This window comes from Pseudomonas sp. P4_B4 (assembly GCF_056402255.1).
In genome coordinates this window covers 177965-197448 of record NZ_JBFUHS010000006.1, presented here as the reverse complement: position 1 = coordinate 197448, position 19484 = coordinate 177965, and the positions used below count along the sequence as shown (strand labels likewise).

Here is a 19484-nt window from a genome sequence, read left to right as displayed (position 1 = left end):
GTATTCCTGGCCCGTTATGCGCGTTCAGTCAGTTCACAAAGATCACCCCGGCCTCCAGGCCGAAGCGCAGGTATTCGTCCAAGGCCTGACGCAGGTTGGCCTCGCGCTGTGGTTGTTGCAGCAGATTCCACACGCCCATTTCCGCGCCATCCTCGGCACCGGCACGCAATTGTTGAGCACTTGAAAGTCGCAGCTGGGCATACGCCGGATGGCTGAAATCCGCCGAGGTAAAGGTGGGCGTCACCCGCACTCGTTCGCTCTTCGCCTGGCCGGCTACCAGGTCTGGCTGGCACCGGTAGCGGCGTGGCGTCTGCGAGCCCGGCGGGACATAGCAGAAACGTACACAACCTTCCTGGCGTCGGGCGATGCTCAATTTGGCGCTAAACAGGCTGTTGCCGGCATGCAGTTCCCCGGCGGTGCAAGCGCCGAAGACGCTGCAGCGATCGAGTTGCAATCGCGTGTTCGGCAAATCAAAGGCCAAGGCATCGCCGTTATCGAACACACTGTTGCGGCCCTCGACCCCGGCGATGGCTTTGCTGGTGCGTATCGGTCCGCACAGGCAATGGGTCAGTCGCAGCCAGAGTTGGCTGGCGGTGCCGGTGTGGCGGATGCCGCCTTTGCTCGGCGTCAGGCTGCAATGGCGCAAATTCACCTCGCCCAGCGCGCCATCGAGGCGCAGTTGACCGTCCAGCAGCAGCCCGGACAGGCTGAGCCTGGTGTTGAGGTTGCCGCGCAAACGCAGGTCGCCGATCAGTACCGGTCGCCGCTGGTTGGCGGCTTCAATGGCCAAGTGGGTATCCGGCAAGTTGAGATTGGGGCTCAGCTCCTGGGTCCCGTCGTCCATCAGATAGATGAGCGTAGAGGCCCCGGCAATCACCGCCGCGAGCGCATCGGCCAGGGTTGCGTAATCGCCCGGGACCCGCATCTGCACTTGGAAATCCGCTGGGTCCAGCAAGCCTTGCAACGGCTCATCTTCGTGACTCACCGGCCGTCGATCATAGGGCCCGGCGCCGACATCCCCAGGGAAGCCATAGCAATAGGCGACTTCCACCCGGGTCGCGGTCTTGCCGCTCGGCAAGGCGATACGCCCAAGGACCGGGTCGAAACCCACCAGATACAGATTGGCAACGTCGGGAAAGGTTTTGTCCGGCTGGCCAAGCTTGGTCGACTTGACCGTCACACTGGCCGGTGGTCGCCGCCATTGCTGCGGCACCACGCCGGGCAAGGGTGACAGATTGCACACCAGCAGATGCTCAGGCGCTACTTCTTCTCCGTCGAGCCAGATTCGCAGCACCGGGCCGCCCCCCTCCTGATCAAGGGGAAAGTACACAGGGTTGGGCGTCTCGCCATCGGTCAGCGCCTGACGCAAGGCGGTCAGTTCGTCGTGCAGCAGGCGTCGGGACAGTGGCTCTGGCACATTTTCCGGTTGCGCCAGGTGAGTGATTTCCTGCTCGGTGCGCGGCCGGTTGAACAGCATGCCCTCGCCCCGCAGCAGCGGCTGGGCAACGTCGCGACCAAGGGCATCGAAACTGTAGAAGCCCTCCAGGCTGGTCATCGCCCGGGCGGTGGCGCGTTGCAGTGCGTAGGCCTGCAATCGCCAAAAATAGAGACCGACGTTGGCAATGTTGTAGCGCCCGGCCGGGAGTGAACGCACTTCGACGGTATGGGCGCTGCGGTCGAAGGGGCCGTCGACGCGTTCCAATTGCGTGGCATCACGCAGGTTCGGCGTGCGCAAGCTTTGTGGACGGCAGTGTTCCAGGTATTGGGTCGTGCCCAGCAGCTCGAAAAATTCCACCGCCCGCGCGCGCCAGCCGGTGGTGTCGAACGCCAGCTGTTCGAGCACCGGCAACGTCCCCTTGCGCCGTCGCAGGCGCAGGGTATTGGCCACATACGCGCGCAGGCCGAATGCCTGGGTGCCGCTGACCGGGTACAGGCCGCGTACACCCAGCAGATCACCGATATATGGCACCAACCAGTCGTCACAGGTTTCGATAAACCAGTTGTCGTAGAGCCGGGTAATGTCATCCTCCAGCACAGCACCCTGCTCGGCGATAACCTCCAGCAATGCCCGCAGCGGCCCACCCATTTCGGCATCACGTTCGCGATAGAAGGCAGGCAGCCGTGCCATCAGGAATTCGGCGTCAATGCTCATAAACCAAGCTCCGTCAATGTGACCGCGGTCGGGTCCAGCAACAGCAGTTGTGCCGCCAATATCTGCTGACTCTGCCACCGCGCACCGCGAGCGCGCAGTCGGCCATCCGGCCCCGTTACACTGCTACTGGACACGCCGTCGTAGAGCCGCAGGCTGTCCAGATCCACCCGCTCTACTCCCGGTACCCGCTGCATCACCGCCAGTATTTCGCTGCCGCTGACGGGCTGACCGTAGTACCGCGCGGCAAACCCGAACGCTTGCCCCAGGGCACCGCGCACTGCACTCAGGACTGCCGTGCCCTGATAGTCCTGATTGACCCGGACCCTGGCCTCCACACCAAAGTGCAGCACCACGCCGGGCGCAAGCTTGAGCGGCTGATGAGCCGGGCGCACCGTGTCGATGGCCGCTGCCAGGTTGCGGTAGAGCGCCGATCCGGGATCGATGCTGACGCCCTGCACCCCGCTGACAGTGAGGTGGACCAACCGCTGCTCGCCATCCCACAACCACACCGCCTGAGCCTTGCCGACGCCAGCGAACGCGGCGGCGAAGTCTTCGAAATCGCGCAGTGAGACGATGCGGTCCAGGGTCCTTACGCTCAGCGGTGCATTCTGGCGGGCGCTGTCGCGGTCTTCCGGGTCAACTCCGCCCGCTGCGGGTACCGGGTTGATCACATCCTTGACCCCCAATGGGCGTGACAGCAGCAGACTGATGCGCCCATTGCCGAGATTGCCGGCCGCACCGATGCCGACGCGATAGTAGGCGTGCACGTTCATTTGCCCTGTGGGCAGGCGGCTGCCGTGCAGGCCGTCACCAAATTGCACGGTGACCCGACCATCGTCATGCCGTCGCAGCAGATAGGCACGGTCTTGTGCGCCGAGGTCGCCCAAACGTGGCGCCTCGGACCAACGCACACCATCGATGCGCACTTGCAGCGTGCTCTGGATGCCCGAAGGTGTTGGTGAGGAAATGCAGGTCAGCGGTTTTTGCTGCAGCACGAAGCGCTGGAAGGCCTGGCTGGCGTCCCCACTGCCGAGGATTTCCGGCTGGATCTGCATCTGCTTGCTGTCGCCATGACTGGCGGGCGCCACATTGGCGTTGATCCGCACACTCAGCGGCAGATAGATATTTTGCAAATCGCTGTCCAGCTCCAGGCGCGTACGCGACCCACTGCTGTCGTTATGCTGCAAGCGCCGCACTTCGCTGGCGAAACCCAGCAGTACTTCATGGCGTACGCCATCGGTGAAAGACAGGCTGGCGGTCCGCCCGTCCCTGGCGATTTCCACCGCCGCCAGCGGGTCATTGGCCAACAGTCGCTGCCGCGCCGGCGCATTTTGCGCCACGTCCGCCAAGGTGTGGCCGCTGACCGCCAGCCAGCGACCCGCTGGCAGCTCCGGTTGCAGACCATCGAGCGTCAGCACATGACCGCTGAGCAACCCGGACCGGGGGCGGGTCGCCCACGGCAGTTCGATCGATTCGCCATAGGCCGTGGTCTCGCGCAGACGTTCGTTGAACAGCTCGCGCAGTTGTTCACCACGCAGGCTCAGGCGCGTGGTCTTGCTGCTCAGGGTAAAGGCGGCGCGAGCATCTTCGCGGCTGTCGAGGATCTGATACAGCTCCTGGTAATCGGGCAGTGCCAGCACCAGCCAACTGCCTGTGACCAGCCGTGGGTAGCTGGCATCCAGATGCACACTGTGTACGTCCCGGGGGTAGAGCCGACTCTGGGGGATGATCTGTTTGTCGATGCCCGGACCCTGCCAGCGCAATTGAATCAAGGCCGCGCCACTGTTCTCGAAGTACTCCAGGCGCAGGCCAATTTTTTGCCCGGACTGGAGCTCGTACAGTGTCTCGCCGTATTCAGTGGCACCTTGCAGCTCCCAGTGATTGATCAGCAATTGGCCGTCAACCCACAGCCGCACACCATCGTCGGCTTTGACGAAAAGGCTGTAGTTACCGCTTTCAGGTATTTGCAGCCAGCCGCTCCAGCGCACCGAAAAGGTATCGGCAGTCAATATCGGGTCGGGACTGCCGCTGCTCCAGTCGAAATCCACGGTGGCGTCAGTGCGGCTAAGTTTGCGTGTGTTGAAGTCTTTGCCTTCGAAGTACTCGGCATACAGGCCGCTGCCGGTGGCTTGACGGCTTGGCGGATCGGAAATGTCGGCCAGGGTGAAGCCAGGCCACTCGCCGTGCAGGCTGATTTTCGCCTGTTCGTCGACGTCCAGGCCCAGGTAGCTTGCCCGCAGGCTGCGTGGCATTGCGCGCCAGTCCGGCGCAGCCTGGCCGAACAGCGCCGCCTTGGTCCGCAGGGCAAAACAGCGAGGATTGGCCTTGGCCGGTTCGACGTGGGGCATCGCTTCACCCAGTGGCCGGTCGAGCGTTACAACCGTGTAGCCAGCCAGTGGATCGGCACTGGGCTCCGGCGCAGAAACCAGTTGCAGGCGGGTGACGCGGCGCAGGTCCCAATTTTCGCTGCCGGGATTTTTCTGCCGTTCATCGCCGACGATCAACAACGGGTCGCCAGCTTGCAAGCGGGTGTTCTGGCCCTTCAGGTACAGGGTGCGCGCGCCCCAGTATGGCGGCACCTCTTCCTGGGTCTGCAGGGCCAGGGCATTCCAGGCGGCGCGCGCCTGCAACGGCTCCAGCGTTTCGTAAACCTGGGCCTGTTCATCCTGCTCGGGAATGCTCTGGCTCTTGGTGCCAGCGTCGATCCGCGCGGTCAAGGTTGCACCCGGCGCGGTCTCCAGAGAAAACGCCAGAAAGGTCGAGGCCGCCACGCCAGGGCGCAGCTCGTAGCCGATGGAGCGCCCCAGCTCCAATATCGAACGCCGCTCCGTGGCAGTGCGCAAGAAACCCTCGTTGACAAGGCGTTCCTGATAGAAACCCAGTACATCGAGGACTCCAGCCCAGGCATCGAGCAATGCCAGCGCCGGATCATCGGCATCGCGTGTGCTCAGCCCACGCAGCAGCGCCTGGCGGGACAGATGCGCCAGCTGACTCTCGCGAAAGCGTCCATGGGTGCCGACCCGATAGTGCAACGTCGTCTGCCCAGTCGGGTTCAATTCGTCGACCGGCGTCAGCACCTTGACCCCGGTGCAGCAGCCGCATTGTTCGCCATTACTCATAAGCCACCTTGCATATTGAGCAGCAGTCGGCCGTTTTCGGGGAAATTCGGATCGTTATCCAGACGCAGCACTTCCAGCGGCGCGGCACTGATCAAGCCCTGCTCTATTTCCTTATCAGGGGTTTTACCCCAGCGCTGGAACACCTCGACTCCAAGCGAGGCCACGCCGGTCACCGAATGCGCCGCCTCCATCAGGGCAGAGAGCGCCAGGCCCTGGCCGAAACTGAAGTGATCGGGATGAAAAAAGCCGAGTTGTCCCAGCCCGTCTGCACCACTGCTCAGGCGCTTGAGCAGGCCGAGCTTGACCGTCGCGGCGAAGTGCCCCGGCAATACGCAGACGTTCAGCTGAATATCCAGGGGCGCATAAATCGGCTCACGCAGTTCCAGGTCATAGCCGGCCAGCCGGTAGCGTTCCAGGTGGCGCAGCATTTGTTCGCGAAACGGCTTATCCAGTGGCAGTGCGCCCTTGCGGTCGAGGCTGACGAACATGGTGTACCAGCTGCCGGTCCAGCGCAGCCGGGCGGCTGCCCGTTGGACTTGCGGATGACGCTCGGCGACGCGTGCGTAGTCGGCCTCGGTGACGGCCCGTTCCTGGGTGCGGAACGCCTGCGGAGCTAACAGCTTGATCGCGTCGGCGCTTTCCGGCTCGGCACCGCCGCTTGCCGACAACGGATTGCGCAGCGATACGATGAAGTCCTTGATCAGAGGGTCTTCACAGACCACCTGGGTGATGCTCTCGGCGCCGACATTACCGATGCTGCCACCGCCTTGGCGATAGCTGGCCAACAGCCGGCTGAGGGGTTGCGGCTGCATGCCGAAGCGGTTGTCACCAAAGCGCAGGTGTGCACTGCCGTCGGCTTCGATCTCCACCACGAACTCCTGGGCGAAGCGGTCACTGCCGAGCAGATCACGGCGTGGCAACCAATGGCTGGCACCAGGCTTGGGTTGGTCGCCAAACTGATCGGGATCGTCTTCGCGCAGTCGCATGCCGGCCGGACGGGCTTGCCGGGGGTCCTGATACAAGCTGCTGCTGGCGGAGCGCGTCGGGTCGTGTTCATAGACCTGGGCAAAGACGATGCCGGGCTCGCGCAAGCGCGGGCGGTACTGGCCGGCAGTCGGCACAGTGTCCGGCAGCAGCGACTCATCGGCGCGAGTCAGCCCGTGGTCGGCCAGTACCACATTGCCGCAGACCTGAGCGACCCTGACTATCTCGCTGACAGCGGACTGTTGGATACGCTTGCTGATGCACAACGGGAACGGTAGCGCGTCTTCGGCGTGCCAGCTGATCAGCTGCAACGGCGTGTCGGTCAGCAGATCATGGCCCTTCTTCACTTTGGTCAAGCGCACCACATGCCGGTGGGTGCGGTCGGCATCCGGTGCACGGTCAGTGCCGGGGCTTGGCACTTCTTCGAAGATCAGCAACATGCCTGCCTGCAAGTTCAGCGGCGGATCGTTGATCAGCGCGGCCTCCTGCGTACTTTTGACCAGACAGAAGTCCGGCTCGCCCCAATGATGGATCTCAATGCGGTTATGCGCCGACTGCAACGGCAATGCGTGCATTGTTTCGAAGACTTGGGTGGCACCGTCAGGCAATGTTTGCAACACCGCTTCGTTCAATACCGTCCCGGGCTCGGCGGTACGCGTCAACAGAGGCGTACCGGCGGGCAACACTCGACCGTCGGCCTGGGCCGACACGCTCAGGCTGACGAAGACCCGACTGTTGCAGCCATCGTGGATCGGGTAATCCAGCAACCGCGCGTGCCGGCGCAGTGAGACGCGGCGGCGGGCAGTGCCCAGATACGCTTCGGTGGCGACTGCATCCTGGTAATAACTGAGCTGATCACCGATATGCGCCAGCATTTCCACCAGGGCCACAGAAAAATCTGCCGGATTGCGCTCGTGAAAGCCTGGAATCAATTGCCCCATCCGGTCCAGCATCAACCGGCGAAAGCTGCCATAGTCCTTGGCCAGGTAATCCAGCAGCGGTTCGGCCGGGACCTGCGGCGGGCAGGGTTGGTCGTCGGCGCAATCAAATTCGGATGGGCACTGCGCCTTGAAACTGAAACGAATACTCGACAGGCAAGGGTCGATACCCTCCGGCGCGTCTTCGGGTGCCAAGGGGTTGATCAAAACGAAGCGGTACCAGGAGAAATCACCGGACTGGTCCACCGTAATGTTCAGTTGATTGCCGCTGATACTCAGGCTTTCGATGTGTATACCAGTAATGCGCACCCCGCCCTCGATCCGGCAATGTGCAGGGGTGATGCCAACCACCGGGTTGACGAACACCACACTGAGCTTGCGTTGATCGACGGAGACCACCTCCAGGTAGTCGATGCCATTGAGGCTCGACGAGGCGAGGTCGCGCAGCAATTGCAGGCGATGGCGGTTATCGGACAGAAACTGGCGTTTCATGGCGCAAGCCCTCGACTGAAGGTCGCCAGTTGTCGCTGTCGATCCCGGCGCATGACGTACTGCACCGTCACGCCGAGGCGCGCATCGAGGTTTTCGACGGTCACCGCCTCGACCTCGATCAGTTCCCCCAACCACTGTTGCAGCGAACCTTGCACGGTCATCTGCACAGCCGCAGCGAGGGCGTCGCTGTTGGGCGCGAACACCAACTGCAACAAGCCGCAGCCGAAATCCGGACGGTTCACCCGCTCGCCCGGCACGGTGAACAGCACCTGTTCGATCATGTCTCGCACCTGCAGATCGGCGAACACTTCGGCGCTGCGCCCGCGCGAATCGATGCTGAAGGGAAAGTCCAAGGCCATGTCAGACTCCTGAAACCCGTAGCTGGGTGACGGTGACCATCATCGGCGTGCCGGTGGGAACGCAGATCGAGGTGCTCGATTGCAGCAGTACCGGCAGCCCACCGGCGAACACCCGGGTTGCGCCGACCAGCCACTGGCCGGTGACGCAGGGGCCATTGCCGGAGGGTGGTGGCGGCATGGCGCAGCCGGCAATCACGTAGGGCGCGGCCAGGGTTGTCACTGGCTGACCAGAGAGCAGCACCCGCGCAAAAGGCGCAGTCGGCGTTGCTTGCCCGCCATGGCTGCACATCACGGTGGCACCCAGGTGCAAGAGAAAACCGGGCATCAGCAGTCCTCCCCTGTCAGGACCGGGTACGGCTGTGGGCCAGGCTGGCGATTGCGTGAAATGTTCATTTCAAATCACCGTCAATGCGCCTTGATTGATATTCACCGCCGGGCCATTGAGCATGATCGTCGCGCCCTGGCCGTTGCTGATGGTGATACCTATCTCGTTGATCGAAATCATCGCCCCGGTGAGGGTTTTGAGCAGGATGCCGCCCGTTGGCCCAGGCAGGTCGGAGATCGTCAGGCCGTTCTGGTTACCGGTTTGCAGCACGATGCTTGGCGATACCGGAAGCCCCGCCAACGCAAGGGTTGGCACCTCTGCCGCACTGCCCCAGAAACCGCCGACCCAGATGGGGTAATCCTGGTTGCCCTGCTCGAACTCGATCCAGACCCCGGCGCCGATCTGCGGCACCACAAACATCCCGCTCTGCTTCCCGGCGAACGGCACGCAGGGCATGGCCCAGCTGGAGATTCCCAGCCCCAGCACATCAGGCACCTGGACCTGGATGCGGGCCATCTGCATCGGGTCGATATTGTTCAACACCACCCCGCGGAACTTGCCGTAGAACTTGCCTTGCTCAGCGTTCATACCGGTACCCTCGGCAGTGTCGAGATCAAGCCGTTGCGGGTCAGCGTGAAGCTCTGCTTGAACTCGCCGGGCTTGAAGTTGCTGGTCACGCTTTTCACGTAATACAAACCGTCGAAGGCGGTGCCCGCGCCGCGCACGCCAACCAGTTGGCGTGCCTTCAGCACCGTGCCATAGCGCAATACGTCGACCGAACCGGTGGCGGTCACCACATCCGCCGAGCCCGCGGCCTCCGCCAGGCCCTTGGACAAGGCGGCCATCGGCGACAGCTTGGCGGTGTCCTTCAGCAGGTGGATCGATTTGGGGATGGGCGGCAGCGCGCCCAGTGGCGGGTTGAGCAGACTGATGTCGGGGATCGGCAAGGGAATCGGGAACTTGGTCAGCGGGTTCTGGATAAACACGATCGGCAGGCTGGCCTTGGTGTTGTCCACGCTGAACGACAGCGCCTCGACATTGCTGTGGGCATCCATCCCCAGGTTTAGCGCCGGTTGCGGTATCCCGAGCTTGATCTCCGGCCCCCAGTAAGCGGTATTCATCCCCGGCAGCGGGCCGGGCTCGACGTAGAACACGTAGCCGGCGTCCTTGGCCAGCTTCTGCACATAGGCCAGGTCGGTGCCGTCATGGGTAGGGATCTTTTCCACCGGGATCGGCACATCGCTGAAAATCTGCGGGATCACCAACGGCACCATGCCAAAGATCGCGTACTTGGCGACGATCAGCGCCACCCGAGCCTCGGCCGGCATGGCTGGATAGGGAATGCCGTTGAATTCCTGCTGGTCCATGGCCACCGACAGGTCCTCACCGGTGATGGTCAGCGTGCTCTGCCCTGGCTCGTTGGAACCACTGACCTCCTGGCGGGTGATTAGGCCGTCCATCAACACCATCGGCAGGCTGTTGAGGGTGATCACGATCAGCACCCGCAACCAGGGCACTCGCCCGCCGGCGAGCAACAACAGGGTGTGCAGCGGTGAGTTGTTGTGCAGGGCGAAGCTGATCTGGAAGCCGCTGCGGGCGCCAGCCGCCGACGTCACCTGGATGCTCTGCAAGGCATCGATCAGCGGCTTGGGCACCGGCAGCGGAATCGCCGGGCCGACCAGCAACGAGACATGCATGCCTTTAAGCATCGCTCGGCCCCTGCATGCCTTCGGGCAAGGTCAGGCGGATTTGCCGGCCCAACTCTTCCAGCTCCAGTGGGTGGAGGCTGCCATTGGCATCCGGCAAGCGCCAGAACTGTTCTGGATCGCCGAGCACCGCAGCGGCCATGCGATCGATACGGTCGCCCTCGATCACGGTGTAGATCTGCAACGTGACAAAGTTTGCCGGGTCGGGGACGAAGCGCCGCCGCAGGTAGACCACGCGTCGACCGTCGGCCTGGACCAGCTCGGCGGTTTCGGTCGGGTAGTAACGGCTGTTGGGTGGGAAACGGTCGCTCATCGTGATTGTCCTTTTTAGTGCTTCAGCTATCCGTTGATTTAAAAAAGCGCGCTCAAACCCAGGCTGGCCAGGGTCGTGCTGCTGGCCGTGCGCGCCAGGCGTTCGCGGCTCTGGTGATAAACCATGTAGAGGTGCCCGCCTTTGTCGCCGAAGCCCAGGTCATTGATGTTGAGCACGCGCATGCCGAGGCTAATGCGCGCGCGAATCGGGTTGAGGTTGACGTCAAACGCCTCCTCGACGATCGAAAAATCGGTGATGCGCACCGGCACCACGCGTTCCTTGCTCCACACGAACAAGGGCAGCGGCGCCTGCACCGGGACGATTTCCAGGGTGCCGGCGTTGGCCATCTGGTTGTTGCGGATCAAGGCGTTGCTGTCCGGGTAGACGATGGTTTCGAGTGCCGCGAGCTGCGGGTGGATACCGACCTGGATCGCGCCGGGGTGCTGGTCGGAGAACTCCAGCTGGTCGGTGGCGTCGATCTCGGCGTCGAGTTTGATCGTTTCCACCGGCGGCCCCTTCAGCCGTAGCGGCTCGCTGATCGCCGCGCTGCCTCCGGTGCTCTGCGGTTGCAGGCTGCGGGTCAACAGGTCAGGGTTGTACTGCAAGGCGATCACCCGCAGTACGGCACCGCTGGCCGGGTCGATCAGGATCAGCCCGCCCTTGAGCACTTTCGGCGAATTGGAAAAGCCGGTCATACCTCGCGCTCCTCACTCTTGGCATTGCCGAACAGGTTGGACAGCATCTTCGACGGATCAAGATTGATCTGCGCAGGTTCCGGTTTGATATCGGAGAGCTTGGGCATGCGAAAGCCGTCGATGCTGTCGTAGTGCAGCGGAAGGCGTACGCCGAGGCTCAGGCCGGTGTCGAAGGTGCCACCGAGCAGTTTCCAGGTCTTTTCAGTACGCACCTTGAACCGCCAGACCCCGGCTTCGGCGTAGACCCGGGCATTCAGCGCCGCGGCCAGCACCACGCTGCCGCCGATATAGGCGCTGGCATCGACGCTGAATTTGTCCTTGCTGTAGGCAATCTCGCCGGCCAGTTCGGCCTTGCCTTCAAGACCGGCCTTGGCCTCTACGTTGAGGCCACCACCGACCTCGGCGATGTACAGATCGATGACCACGTCGGCGCCGACTTTGCCGCTGATACCCCCGCCCGCCGGGATGCTGGCCTTGGCCTTGAGGTTGAAACTGAAATCCGGGTCAGCTTCGAAGGGACTGAACTTGACCGTAGCCTTGATCCCGGTGAGCACCCCGGGGCCGACATAGTAGTAATACCCAAGGCTGCCCCAGAGCTTGACCTTGAGCCCGATCGGGCCGATGGAGGCGCCAGGAATCGGGATGCTTCCCGAGGCCGAGAAAATCGGCTGGTCTTCCTGTTTCTCCGGGAAGCGCTTGAACAGGGTGATGTCGGGAAAGCTCAGCTCGCCGTCGAAGGTGATCTTTTGCTGTTCGTCCACCGTGATGCCGGCCGTTGCCACCATGTCCTTCTTGATTTCGTAGGAGAGCTTGCCCTTGCCGATGATCTTTTCATTGGGCAGCAACTCGACGACGATATTGCCCTTGGCGCGGCCCTTGTCGATCTTGATATCGCCCTTGCCGTAGACCTTCTCCTTGCCGCCCTTGTTCTCGTAGGTGGCATCCACTATGCCGTCGAGACCCGAGAAGGCGAATCCGGCCTGGCCCTTGGCGATGAACAGCTCGCCGTCGTACCAGAGGCTGGCCTGGATCGGCTTGAGGTAGGGGCTCTTGACCTTGATCTTGCCGCGCCCCTGGAACACCCACTTGCTGCGGGTGTAATTGAGTTCCAGCGATGCCTCGTTGCCGCCCGGCAGTTCCAGGTTGACCTTGCCGCTTGCGTCGATCTTGCCGGCCTTGAGGAATACATCGACAGCGCCGCTCTTTACATAGGGAATCTTGCCGGCCATCTGCCCCGACTCGATATGCGCCCCGCCACTCCACTCGCCGGCCTGATACTTCACCTCGCCCTTGGCTTGGTCCACGCCGGGCAGGTAGACGAACAGATCACCCTTGAGCACGAGTCCGGCGTCGTCAGCGGACGCGGTGAGCTTGAGGTCGGCCAGCTTCTTCGTCCCGCCGAACTCGAAGCCCAGGGTGCCCACCGGTTTGAAGGTCGGCGCCAGCTCCAGGGCAATGCTCGCCTCGGTGACTCTCACACCGGGGAAAGGCGGCTTGATCTTGTCCTTGTCGATGCTTTTGGTGACGCGGAAGTTGTTGGCGTCCATGGCCACGGTGAGTGTCGGCAGCAGCGGGATGTTCGGCTTGATCGTGCCCTCGGCGACGATGCCATTGGCGTCAGCGCTGAAGCTGTTGAACTGACCGGGGCTGAGCTTGGTGTACTCGAACTTGATCGGCGAGCTCGGCTTACCCTTGGGCAACAGCAGCGCACGATCCGGACCGATGTCCATCATCAGGTCCACGCCCTTGTTGGGCTTGAGGTGCATGATTTCGCCATCGATGCTGGCGTGCACCTTGTCACGCCCCTTGCCTGACTTGTCGCGTTCGAAGGAGGTCAGGGTCAGGCCCTTGATGACCTTCGAGGCGGCCTGGTTTTCGGTGTAGGGAGAACCGGCCAGGGGGACGGACTTGCTCTTGTCCGCCGCTAGTTTCAGCTTCACCGGGTTGCCCAGCACGATCAGCTCATAGTCCATCACCACGGCGCCGCTGGCGGCGGTGATCGACGGATCATTGAAGCGCTTGCCGAGCTGGCAGCACAGCGAACAACTGGGGCTACCCTGCATCACCGCTCCTTTGAAGGTCAGCGATACACGCTTGGGTCGCTTACCCAGCGCCGTCTTGGCATCGTCGAAGGCTGTGGTGGCCAGGTAACGCAGTTGCTGCTGGATCAAGTTACCGCTGGAACCGTTGTCCACTTTGTCCAGCACCTGCAGGTTATCGCTCTGGTTGTCGCCGCCCACCTGCAATTCCTGGATGTGGTCGATCTCGCAGGTCGGGCCGGTGGGTATCTTCGGGAATTGCGCCTCGCCGCCCACTTCCTTCCAGCGCGCGTGAGCGTCCTTGCCGAGCGTGTAGCCGTACTTCGACAGCCAAGTGCGTTGCAGGGTATCGGTGGGGTCGCGAGCAATGTTCTTGTACGGTTTGGGCACGCCGCCCGCCCATTCGAACGTCGCTTTCAGCGGCAAATAGGGCTTGTTGCAGTGAGCCAGCGCATAAGGGCCCTTCTGCGTCGGCAGCACCAGTTTCTCCACTTCGTAGTCCGCCTGGGTCTTGGTCACTGCCCCCGTCACCTGCACCGGCACCTCGGTGCTGGTCAGGCTGAAACTGCGGTTGTAGGTGGAGGTTTCGTACTCGGCGGTGAAACCTGGAGGTGGGTCCTTCTCCTTTTCCTCGCTGACTGGAGGCGTCGCGCCGGCAGCTGTCACAGGAGGTGCCGCAGGTGTCGGCAGGGGGGCCGGCGGGGTCGCCGGCTTGCGCGACAGGCGTGGCCCGCCCTGGCTGAGCACGCCGCTGGCCAGGGGCTGGCCGCGCATCACGCTGTCGGCGACGAAGTCGGCCTCGCGCTCTAGCCGCTGGTAGTGCGGCCCCTGATCGGCCAGGTTGCTGATGCCGGAGCGCTGCAAGCCTTGTTGTTGCACGGTATGGGCGAGTTCGTGAGCCAACAGGTGTCGACCGCTCTCGCTTTGGGGTTGGTATTGACCGTCGCCGAACACAATGTCCTGGCCGACAGTGAAGGCATGCGCATCCACATCCCGGGCACTGGCCCCGGCGGCGCTGTCGTCGTGTATGCGTACGGCAGCGAAGTCGCTGTCGAAGCGGCTCTCCATGAAATCGCGAGTGTCTGCATCCAATGGTCGACCGGGACTCGCCAGAGTCTCGTTGACCGAGGCCGGGACACTCTGCCCGCCTTGGGCACCGTTGCCCTTGCGTTGCAGGTTCTGTTGGCGGCCGGCGGCGCAGCTTTCGCACTCGCCGCTGTTACCGGCACCCGCGCCACAGGCGCACTTGCGCTGTAATAGCAGACCACGCACGGCAGTCTTCGGCGGCGTGGCGTCGCGTTCGGCACTGGGAGCAAGGGCGTGTTCGGTCATTGTCCCGGCCCCTGCAGTTGTTCAGCGATCAGTCGTGCCAAGCGCCGTCCGGTACGCTCCGGGCGCTCACCCGCAGGTGTGGCAAACCGGGGGATTTGCACTTGTTCGAGCGCAAAACCCTGCCCTGGCAGCGGTGCCGCGATCAGCAAACGTCCCAACTCACGCTCCAGGGCACCGGCCAGTCGCTGGCCATTGCGCAATGAATAACCGGGCAACGCCAGGGTACCTATCGTCAGGCTGATGGTCGGGGCGACGGGTGTCAGGGGGTGGGTCATGTCCAGTCCCCCACTTCCGCCGCCGGCAGCGGTTTTTCCAGTTTGGCGAACTCTGCTTCGGCGGCTGCACGCAGATGCTGCATACCGATGGCCATGTCCTTGTCTGCCGCCAGGAAGGCCGCGTTCAAGGCCAGGTTGCGGATATGCCCGCCAGACAGCGAAAGCCGCGCCAATTTGCCAATGTCCAGCGCGTTGCACGGCGCATCGGGTGGAAACGCCCGCTGCCATATGGCGCTGCGGGCCTCCATATCGGGAAAGGGAAATTGCACGATGAAACGGATGCGACGCTGGAATGCCGGGTCGATGGCCTGCTTCAAGTTGGTGGTGAGAATCGCCAGTCCACGGTAAGTCTCGATCCGTTGCAGCAGGTAGCTGACCTCCAGGTTCGCGTATCGGTCATGACTGTCGCGCACTTCACTGCGTTTGCCGAACAAGGCGTCCGCCTCGTMGAACAGCAGGATCGCGCCGCTGCTTTCGGCCGCGGCGAATACCCGTGACAGGTTCTTCTCGGTCTCGCCGATGTACTTGCTGACCAGTGCCGCCAGATCGATGCGGTAAAGGTCCAGTTGCAGTTCATGAGCCAGCACTTCGGCGGCCAGGGTTTTGCCGGTGCCGCTGCCGCCAGCGAACAAGGCGCTGATACCCAGGCCACGGTCGCTGCGCTCGGCAAAGCCCCAATCGCGGTAAACCCGTGTGCGCTGACGAACCTGGGCTGCCAACGTATGCAGACTTGTCAGGGCCGCGTCCGGCAACACCAGATCGTCCCAGTCGGCGCGGGCGTCCACTCGTTCAGCCAGGTGCTCCAGGCCACGTCGAGCTTCTTCGCGACATGCCTGCCAAAGGTGTTCGACACCGCCTTTGGGCCTGGCCTTGAAGGCCTCGGCGAGATGCAGGATGGTGCTGTTGTTGAGTTGAAACTGTTCCGCCAGCAGACCGAGTCGGCCGTTGACGCCTGAGACTGATTCACCCAAATGTTGTTGCCAGAGCTTGAGCCGTGCCGACGCGTCGCTGCCCTGGACGCTGACCCGGCATTGACGGCGACGCAGGGCCGGCGCGCTGTCACCACTGAGCAGTATCAGGCCCTGCAAGTGATCGAAAAAGTCGCCCAGACGTTGTGCCTGCTCCGCGTTCAGATCTTGCGGTTGCGACCAGAGCAGCACGCCGTGCAACAGCGCTTCACGCTCCCACAGGTGCGCCAATTGCTCGCGTTCAACATGCCCGACAGGCAGGTCATGCCCGGCCATCCGGTACAGCTTGAGCCCCAGTTCTGTCGCCAGGACTTGGGCATAGCCTTCGCCGTCGCCTTCCACCAGTCGTGCAATCGGTGCCAAGGCAAGGCTGGGCGCTGCCTGCCACTGGGCGGCGATCTCAAGGATGCTGGCCCTTGCCTGTTGTCTGTCGACAGCGACCGACTCGGCGTCCGCCAGGTTTTCCTGACGAAACCAGGGTTCCAGACGCGGATCGGGAAAGCTCAGGCCGGCGATCCGGTGCAGGATGATTTCATCCACCACCAGCCGCGCTTGTAGCGCCCCGCCGCTGCCGAAGGGTTCAAGCAATTGCCAGCGCCGCAGACGGCCGATCGGGGTGATCGCACTCCACTCAGGTTCAGGCAGCAGGCGCAGGGCCAGCTCGAAACTCAGCCAGGGTTGGTTCACGTCACCTTGGGCTTGCGCCATCAAGTCGCGAAAGCGTGGGTCAAGGTCAACGGCGGCGGCCAGCAGCAACAGATCCTGTTCGAAACGGCTCAACCCCAACCGTTCGGACAGCAGCGCCAGCGCCGGCGGGGTCTCCAGATAAGCGCCCAAGGGCGCCGGCTCGCCAGCCAGCCGCGCCGTCAGGTAGGCGGCAAAAGCATCCAGCGCCTGCGTCAGCGCACGGCGGTTGTCGGCGAAATCGCGGCGCTGGCTCATGGCAGCACCTGCGGCGCGCTGAATTGGCCATCAGCGGCCATGACCAGCGCACTGGTTCCGGCATCCACCTGCACCCTTGCCAAATAGGCCCCTTGGGCGACGCCTTGATATTCGATGGTGACCGTTACGCTCTGCTCGGCCGGCGGGAGAATGCCATTGCCGTCAGTTGCGCTGAAACTGTAGGACCGTGCCGGCCGGTCGCTTGGCGGTGCTTTTTCGTTGAGCAGCAGACGCACCCGCTGCCCCGGCCCAACGGGCGGAACACAGGTCACCTTGATGCTGCCGAAGCGGTAGGTCACACCGTCGACCACCTTGCTGGTCGCGCCGGGCTGAACGACAAAGCCCGCTTGAGGGTTGAGAATGAACACGCCAAGGTTCGATTGCACCGCGCCATGCGCGACTGGTGGTGTCCCGAGCAATTGCCCATGGACCACCTGCAACGTGCAGACCCCCGCCCGCAAGGATGGCGGCAGCGCCGGGAACAGAAAGCCGAACTCGAGGGTCTCGTTTTCGATTTTGCTCAGTCCGGCGCTGAGGTCCAGTCCATTGACCAACAGTTGTAGGGCCTGAGCCTTGAATTGGGCGCCGCTGACCCGCACGTTGCCGTCCGGCAGAATCGGCATTGCCGCACCGGCCACCGACTCGACCCGGTCCACCCGTGGCGTACGCAACGGCACCACATAGAGGTTACGTGCCAGTACCGGTAACGGCGTGCGCTGGCTTCTGGCCGTCGATTGCAGCAGCACACTGATGAGATACGCCGCGCTGGGCCGTGCGGGTACCTGGATTGAGGACCAGATGCGCGAGAGTTCGTCAGTGCTGAGGTTGAGGGGTGTGATCCGCAGTTGTTCCAGCTGATCGGCCAGTCCGGCGAGTTCCAGCGCCTTGGGCACATTGGGTTTGTTCGGCAACGGTTTGAGCGCCGCGCGGATGGCGTCGCGGCCCAGTCCCGGGGTGTCGTGAAGGATTTGCATCGCAGCGCCAAGCAGGATCTCGGCGTGGAAATCAGCGGCGCCATAGGCGGTGATGAGTATGTGCAAGTCCAGCGCGAGGGGCGGATTGCCGATGCGCTCGCCCGCGCTGTCGCGGCTCGGCAGTCCGAGATTGGCCCAGCCGGGATTGCGCGTCTGGTTATAGAGAAAGAGGTTCAATTGGTCGCCGCCAGCGGGATCGATGCGATCCGGGCCGATACAGGTGACGCTCGGCGCACCGCCCAGTACATCGCTGACTTTCAAGTCCGCCAGACCGCTTTCGAGCATTTGCTGGAGTGTCGCGAGCGCGGCGGCCAGCCCCAGTGGCGAACTCATGACCGCGGCCCTGCACCCGAATTACGCTCGCTCAGGTAGTCATCCAGAGACTTGGCCGGCAGGCGCCGGGGCGGCTGTTCGACACGCGATGCGGGTGCTGCTTCGTGTGGGAGGATTTCGATGCGTCCGATATTGATCTCGATCCGTGGCGCGGCGGCTTGCCCATCGGCCTGCGCCGGGTGCGGTTCCTGCCGTGCATGAAGTGGCGGCGATACCGTGGCGCTGCCGGGCGCTTGCTCGTGCAGCCGTTCGACACGGCGCTCGATCAGCTCCCGACTGAGCTCGTGGTGCTCGATGCGCCGTTCACTGTGCAAGCGTTCGATCAACCGGGTTTGCGGGCCTGGGGGCGAATGCTGTGGCGCGGTATCGTCAACCGGCGATAACAGCAGCGGATCCCGGGACAGCCCAGACTCCTTGGGCGATTCAAACACGGCCGAAACCAAAGTTTGCGGCGGTCCGGGCATGGCTGGCGGGAGGGTCCCCGCCGGCGATGTTGGTTGCAGCAGTGAGGCCACCCGCTGCAACACCGTCGTCACAGGCAGCAGCATTGGCGTCGGCGTTGATGACTCGGGCCTCGATTGCACCGCCACGGGTATCGCGGCAGGTGCCTTCGGCAGTTCACGAGTGGATGCCAACTGCGCCTGCGGCGCCTGCTCGAATTCGCGCTGCACGATTGCATCGTTTTCAAAGCGCGAGCCGATTCGCGGGCGAATCGCCGGCGGCTGCAAGGCGCGCCGGGCCAGGGCGAGCAGCAAGTCGCTCATGACTGCACGCGTTCCAGGTAACGGGCGCGACGCTGCGGGCTCAAGGCAAGAATCTGCGCCTCGCTCCAGCCGTAGGCCGTGGCCAACAGATGCACATGATCGAGTGTTCGTTGTGCCCAATGATCGAGGCTTTCCAACAGGTAACTGCCGATATCGAAGGCCTCGCTCCAGCGCTCCTCGCACGCCGGGCAGCACATGTCCAACTCAATCAGCGCTTGTGGATCGGCCTGGCTCATGGCCTCGCTCAAGGCCTGCAGCAGCTCCTGCGGCAAGGCCTCGGGCGATACCGGCTGGGCGCCCTGCCCGGCCTCCAGCACGCAACGCCGGGCCAACAGCTGACGCGCCTGCTCCATGTCGGGCACCTGCGCAATCTCCAGCGATTGGGCCAGAACCGCGAGGTCGAGGCTGTCCGGCAGGCGAAAACGCAGGCGGTAATCTTGCCACTCAAGTTGAAGATCCTGCGTCTCGGCGGGCGGATCATCCAAACGCAGGTCGGCCGTGTTCAGGTTCAGCTCCAAGCGTTCGGCGCAGTGTCCGCAGCAGGCCATGGCGGTCAATTGCGGACCGAGAAGTGCGCCATACAGATCCAGCAGATGCGCATCGCGCCGCCCCACCGGCAACCGCTTGGCGCCCTCCAGTCCGTCGGCCAGCAAAGGCGCCAATAGCGCGCAGGATTGCAGTGCGGGAGGCAGCGTCTGGCTATGGTCCCAGATCGCCAGCCAGTCTGCGGAATCAAGCTTGGACACAGTCGGGATCTCCATCATGGAAACACCA

15 protein-coding genes are annotated in these 19484 nt (G+C 63.3%); all 15 read right to left on the bottom strand.

From position 1 onward, the window contains the following. Window positions 1-28: 28 nt before the first annotated feature. Window positions 29-2152 carry a hypothetical protein gene (locus AC1DVE_RS09635; protein WP_223532458.1) on the bottom strand — a complete coding sequence of 708 codons (2124 nt, stop codon included), beginning with the start codon at window positions 2150-2152 and terminating at the stop codon, window positions 29-31. Continuing rightward, complete coding sequence (locus AC1DVE_RS09630; protein ID WP_223532456.1) at window positions 2149-5271, bottom strand: putative baseplate assembly protein; 3123 nt, start codon at window positions 5269-5271, stop codon at window positions 2149-2151. Before AC1DVE_RS09630 ends, AC1DVE_RS09635 begins: the two co-directional genes overlap by 4 nt. Further along, window positions 5268-7685 carry a baseplate J/gp47 family protein gene (locus AC1DVE_RS09625; RefSeq protein WP_223532454.1) on the bottom strand — a complete coding sequence of 806 codons (2418 nt, stop codon included), beginning with the start codon at window positions 7683-7685 and terminating at the stop codon, window positions 5268-5270. The genes AC1DVE_RS09630 and AC1DVE_RS09625 overlap by 4 nt, the downstream gene beginning before the upstream one ends. After that, window positions 7682-8044 (bottom strand): GPW/gp25 family protein, encoded by a 363-nt coding sequence (locus AC1DVE_RS09620; protein ID WP_150798274.1) that lies wholly within the window; start codon window positions 8042-8044, stop codon window positions 7682-7684. Before AC1DVE_RS09620 ends, AC1DVE_RS09625 begins: the two co-directional genes overlap by 4 nt. 1 nt (window position 8045) lies before the next feature. Beyond that, entirely contained in the window at window positions 8046-8369 is a 324-nt protein-coding gene (locus AC1DVE_RS09615; RefSeq protein WP_223532452.1) for a DUF4280 domain-containing protein, read from the bottom strand. A 69-nt stretch (window positions 8370-8438) separates the two neighbouring features. Beyond that, window positions 8439-8957, bottom strand: a complete 519-nt coding sequence (locus AC1DVE_RS09610; protein WP_223532450.1) for a phage baseplate assembly protein V — start codon at window positions 8955-8957, stop codon at window positions 8439-8441. Next, a complete protein-coding gene (locus AC1DVE_RS09605; protein WP_477783900.1) occupies window positions 8954-10078 on the bottom strand; it encodes a hypothetical protein in 1125 nt (374 codons plus the stop codon). The genes AC1DVE_RS09610 and AC1DVE_RS09605 overlap by 4 nt, the downstream gene beginning before the upstream one ends. After that, window positions 10071-10388, bottom strand: a complete 318-nt coding sequence (locus AC1DVE_RS09600; RefSeq protein WP_223532446.1) for a hypothetical protein — start codon at window positions 10386-10388, stop codon at window positions 10071-10073. Before AC1DVE_RS09600 ends, AC1DVE_RS09605 begins: the two co-directional genes overlap by 8 nt. 38 nt (window positions 10389-10426) lie before the next feature. Beyond that, a complete protein-coding gene (locus tag AC1DVE_RS09595; RefSeq protein ID WP_223532444.1) occupies window positions 10427-11083 on the bottom strand; it encodes a hypothetical protein in 657 nt (218 codons plus the stop codon). After that, the gene (locus AC1DVE_RS09590; protein WP_223532442.1) at window positions 11080-14454 is read right to left on the bottom strand and encodes an eCIS core domain-containing protein; all 3375 of its coding nucleotides are present in this window, start codon (window positions 14452-14454) and stop codon (window positions 11080-11082) included. Before AC1DVE_RS09590 ends, AC1DVE_RS09595 begins: the two co-directional genes overlap by 4 nt. Beyond that, the gene (locus AC1DVE_RS09585; RefSeq protein WP_223532440.1) at window positions 14451-14729 is read right to left on the bottom strand and encodes a hypothetical protein; all 279 of its coding nucleotides are present in this window, start codon (window positions 14727-14729) and stop codon (window positions 14451-14453) included. The genes AC1DVE_RS09590 and AC1DVE_RS09585 overlap by 4 nt, the downstream gene beginning before the upstream one ends. After that, window positions 14726-16639, bottom strand: a complete 1914-nt coding sequence (locus AC1DVE_RS09580; protein WP_477783899.1) for an ATP-binding protein — start codon at window positions 16637-16639, stop codon at window positions 14726-14728. Before AC1DVE_RS09580 ends, AC1DVE_RS09585 begins: the two co-directional genes overlap by 4 nt. Beyond that, window positions 16636-17946, bottom strand: a complete 1311-nt coding sequence (locus tag AC1DVE_RS09575; protein ID WP_223532435.1) for a Pvc16 family protein — start codon at window positions 17944-17946, stop codon at window positions 16636-16638. The genes AC1DVE_RS09580 and AC1DVE_RS09575 overlap by 4 nt, the downstream gene beginning before the upstream one ends. Next, a complete protein-coding gene (locus AC1DVE_RS09570) occupies window positions 17943-18710 on the bottom strand; it encodes a hypothetical protein (protein ID WP_223532432.1) in 768 nt (255 codons plus the stop codon). Before AC1DVE_RS09570 ends, AC1DVE_RS09575 begins: the two co-directional genes overlap by 4 nt. Further along, complete coding sequence (locus AC1DVE_RS09565) at window positions 18707-19456, bottom strand: T4 family baseplate hub assembly chaperone (RefSeq protein ID WP_223532430.1); 750 nt, start codon at window positions 19454-19456, stop codon at window positions 18707-18709. The genes AC1DVE_RS09570 and AC1DVE_RS09565 overlap by 4 nt, the downstream gene beginning before the upstream one ends. Between the last annotated feature and the right edge of the window lie 28 nt (window positions 19457-19484).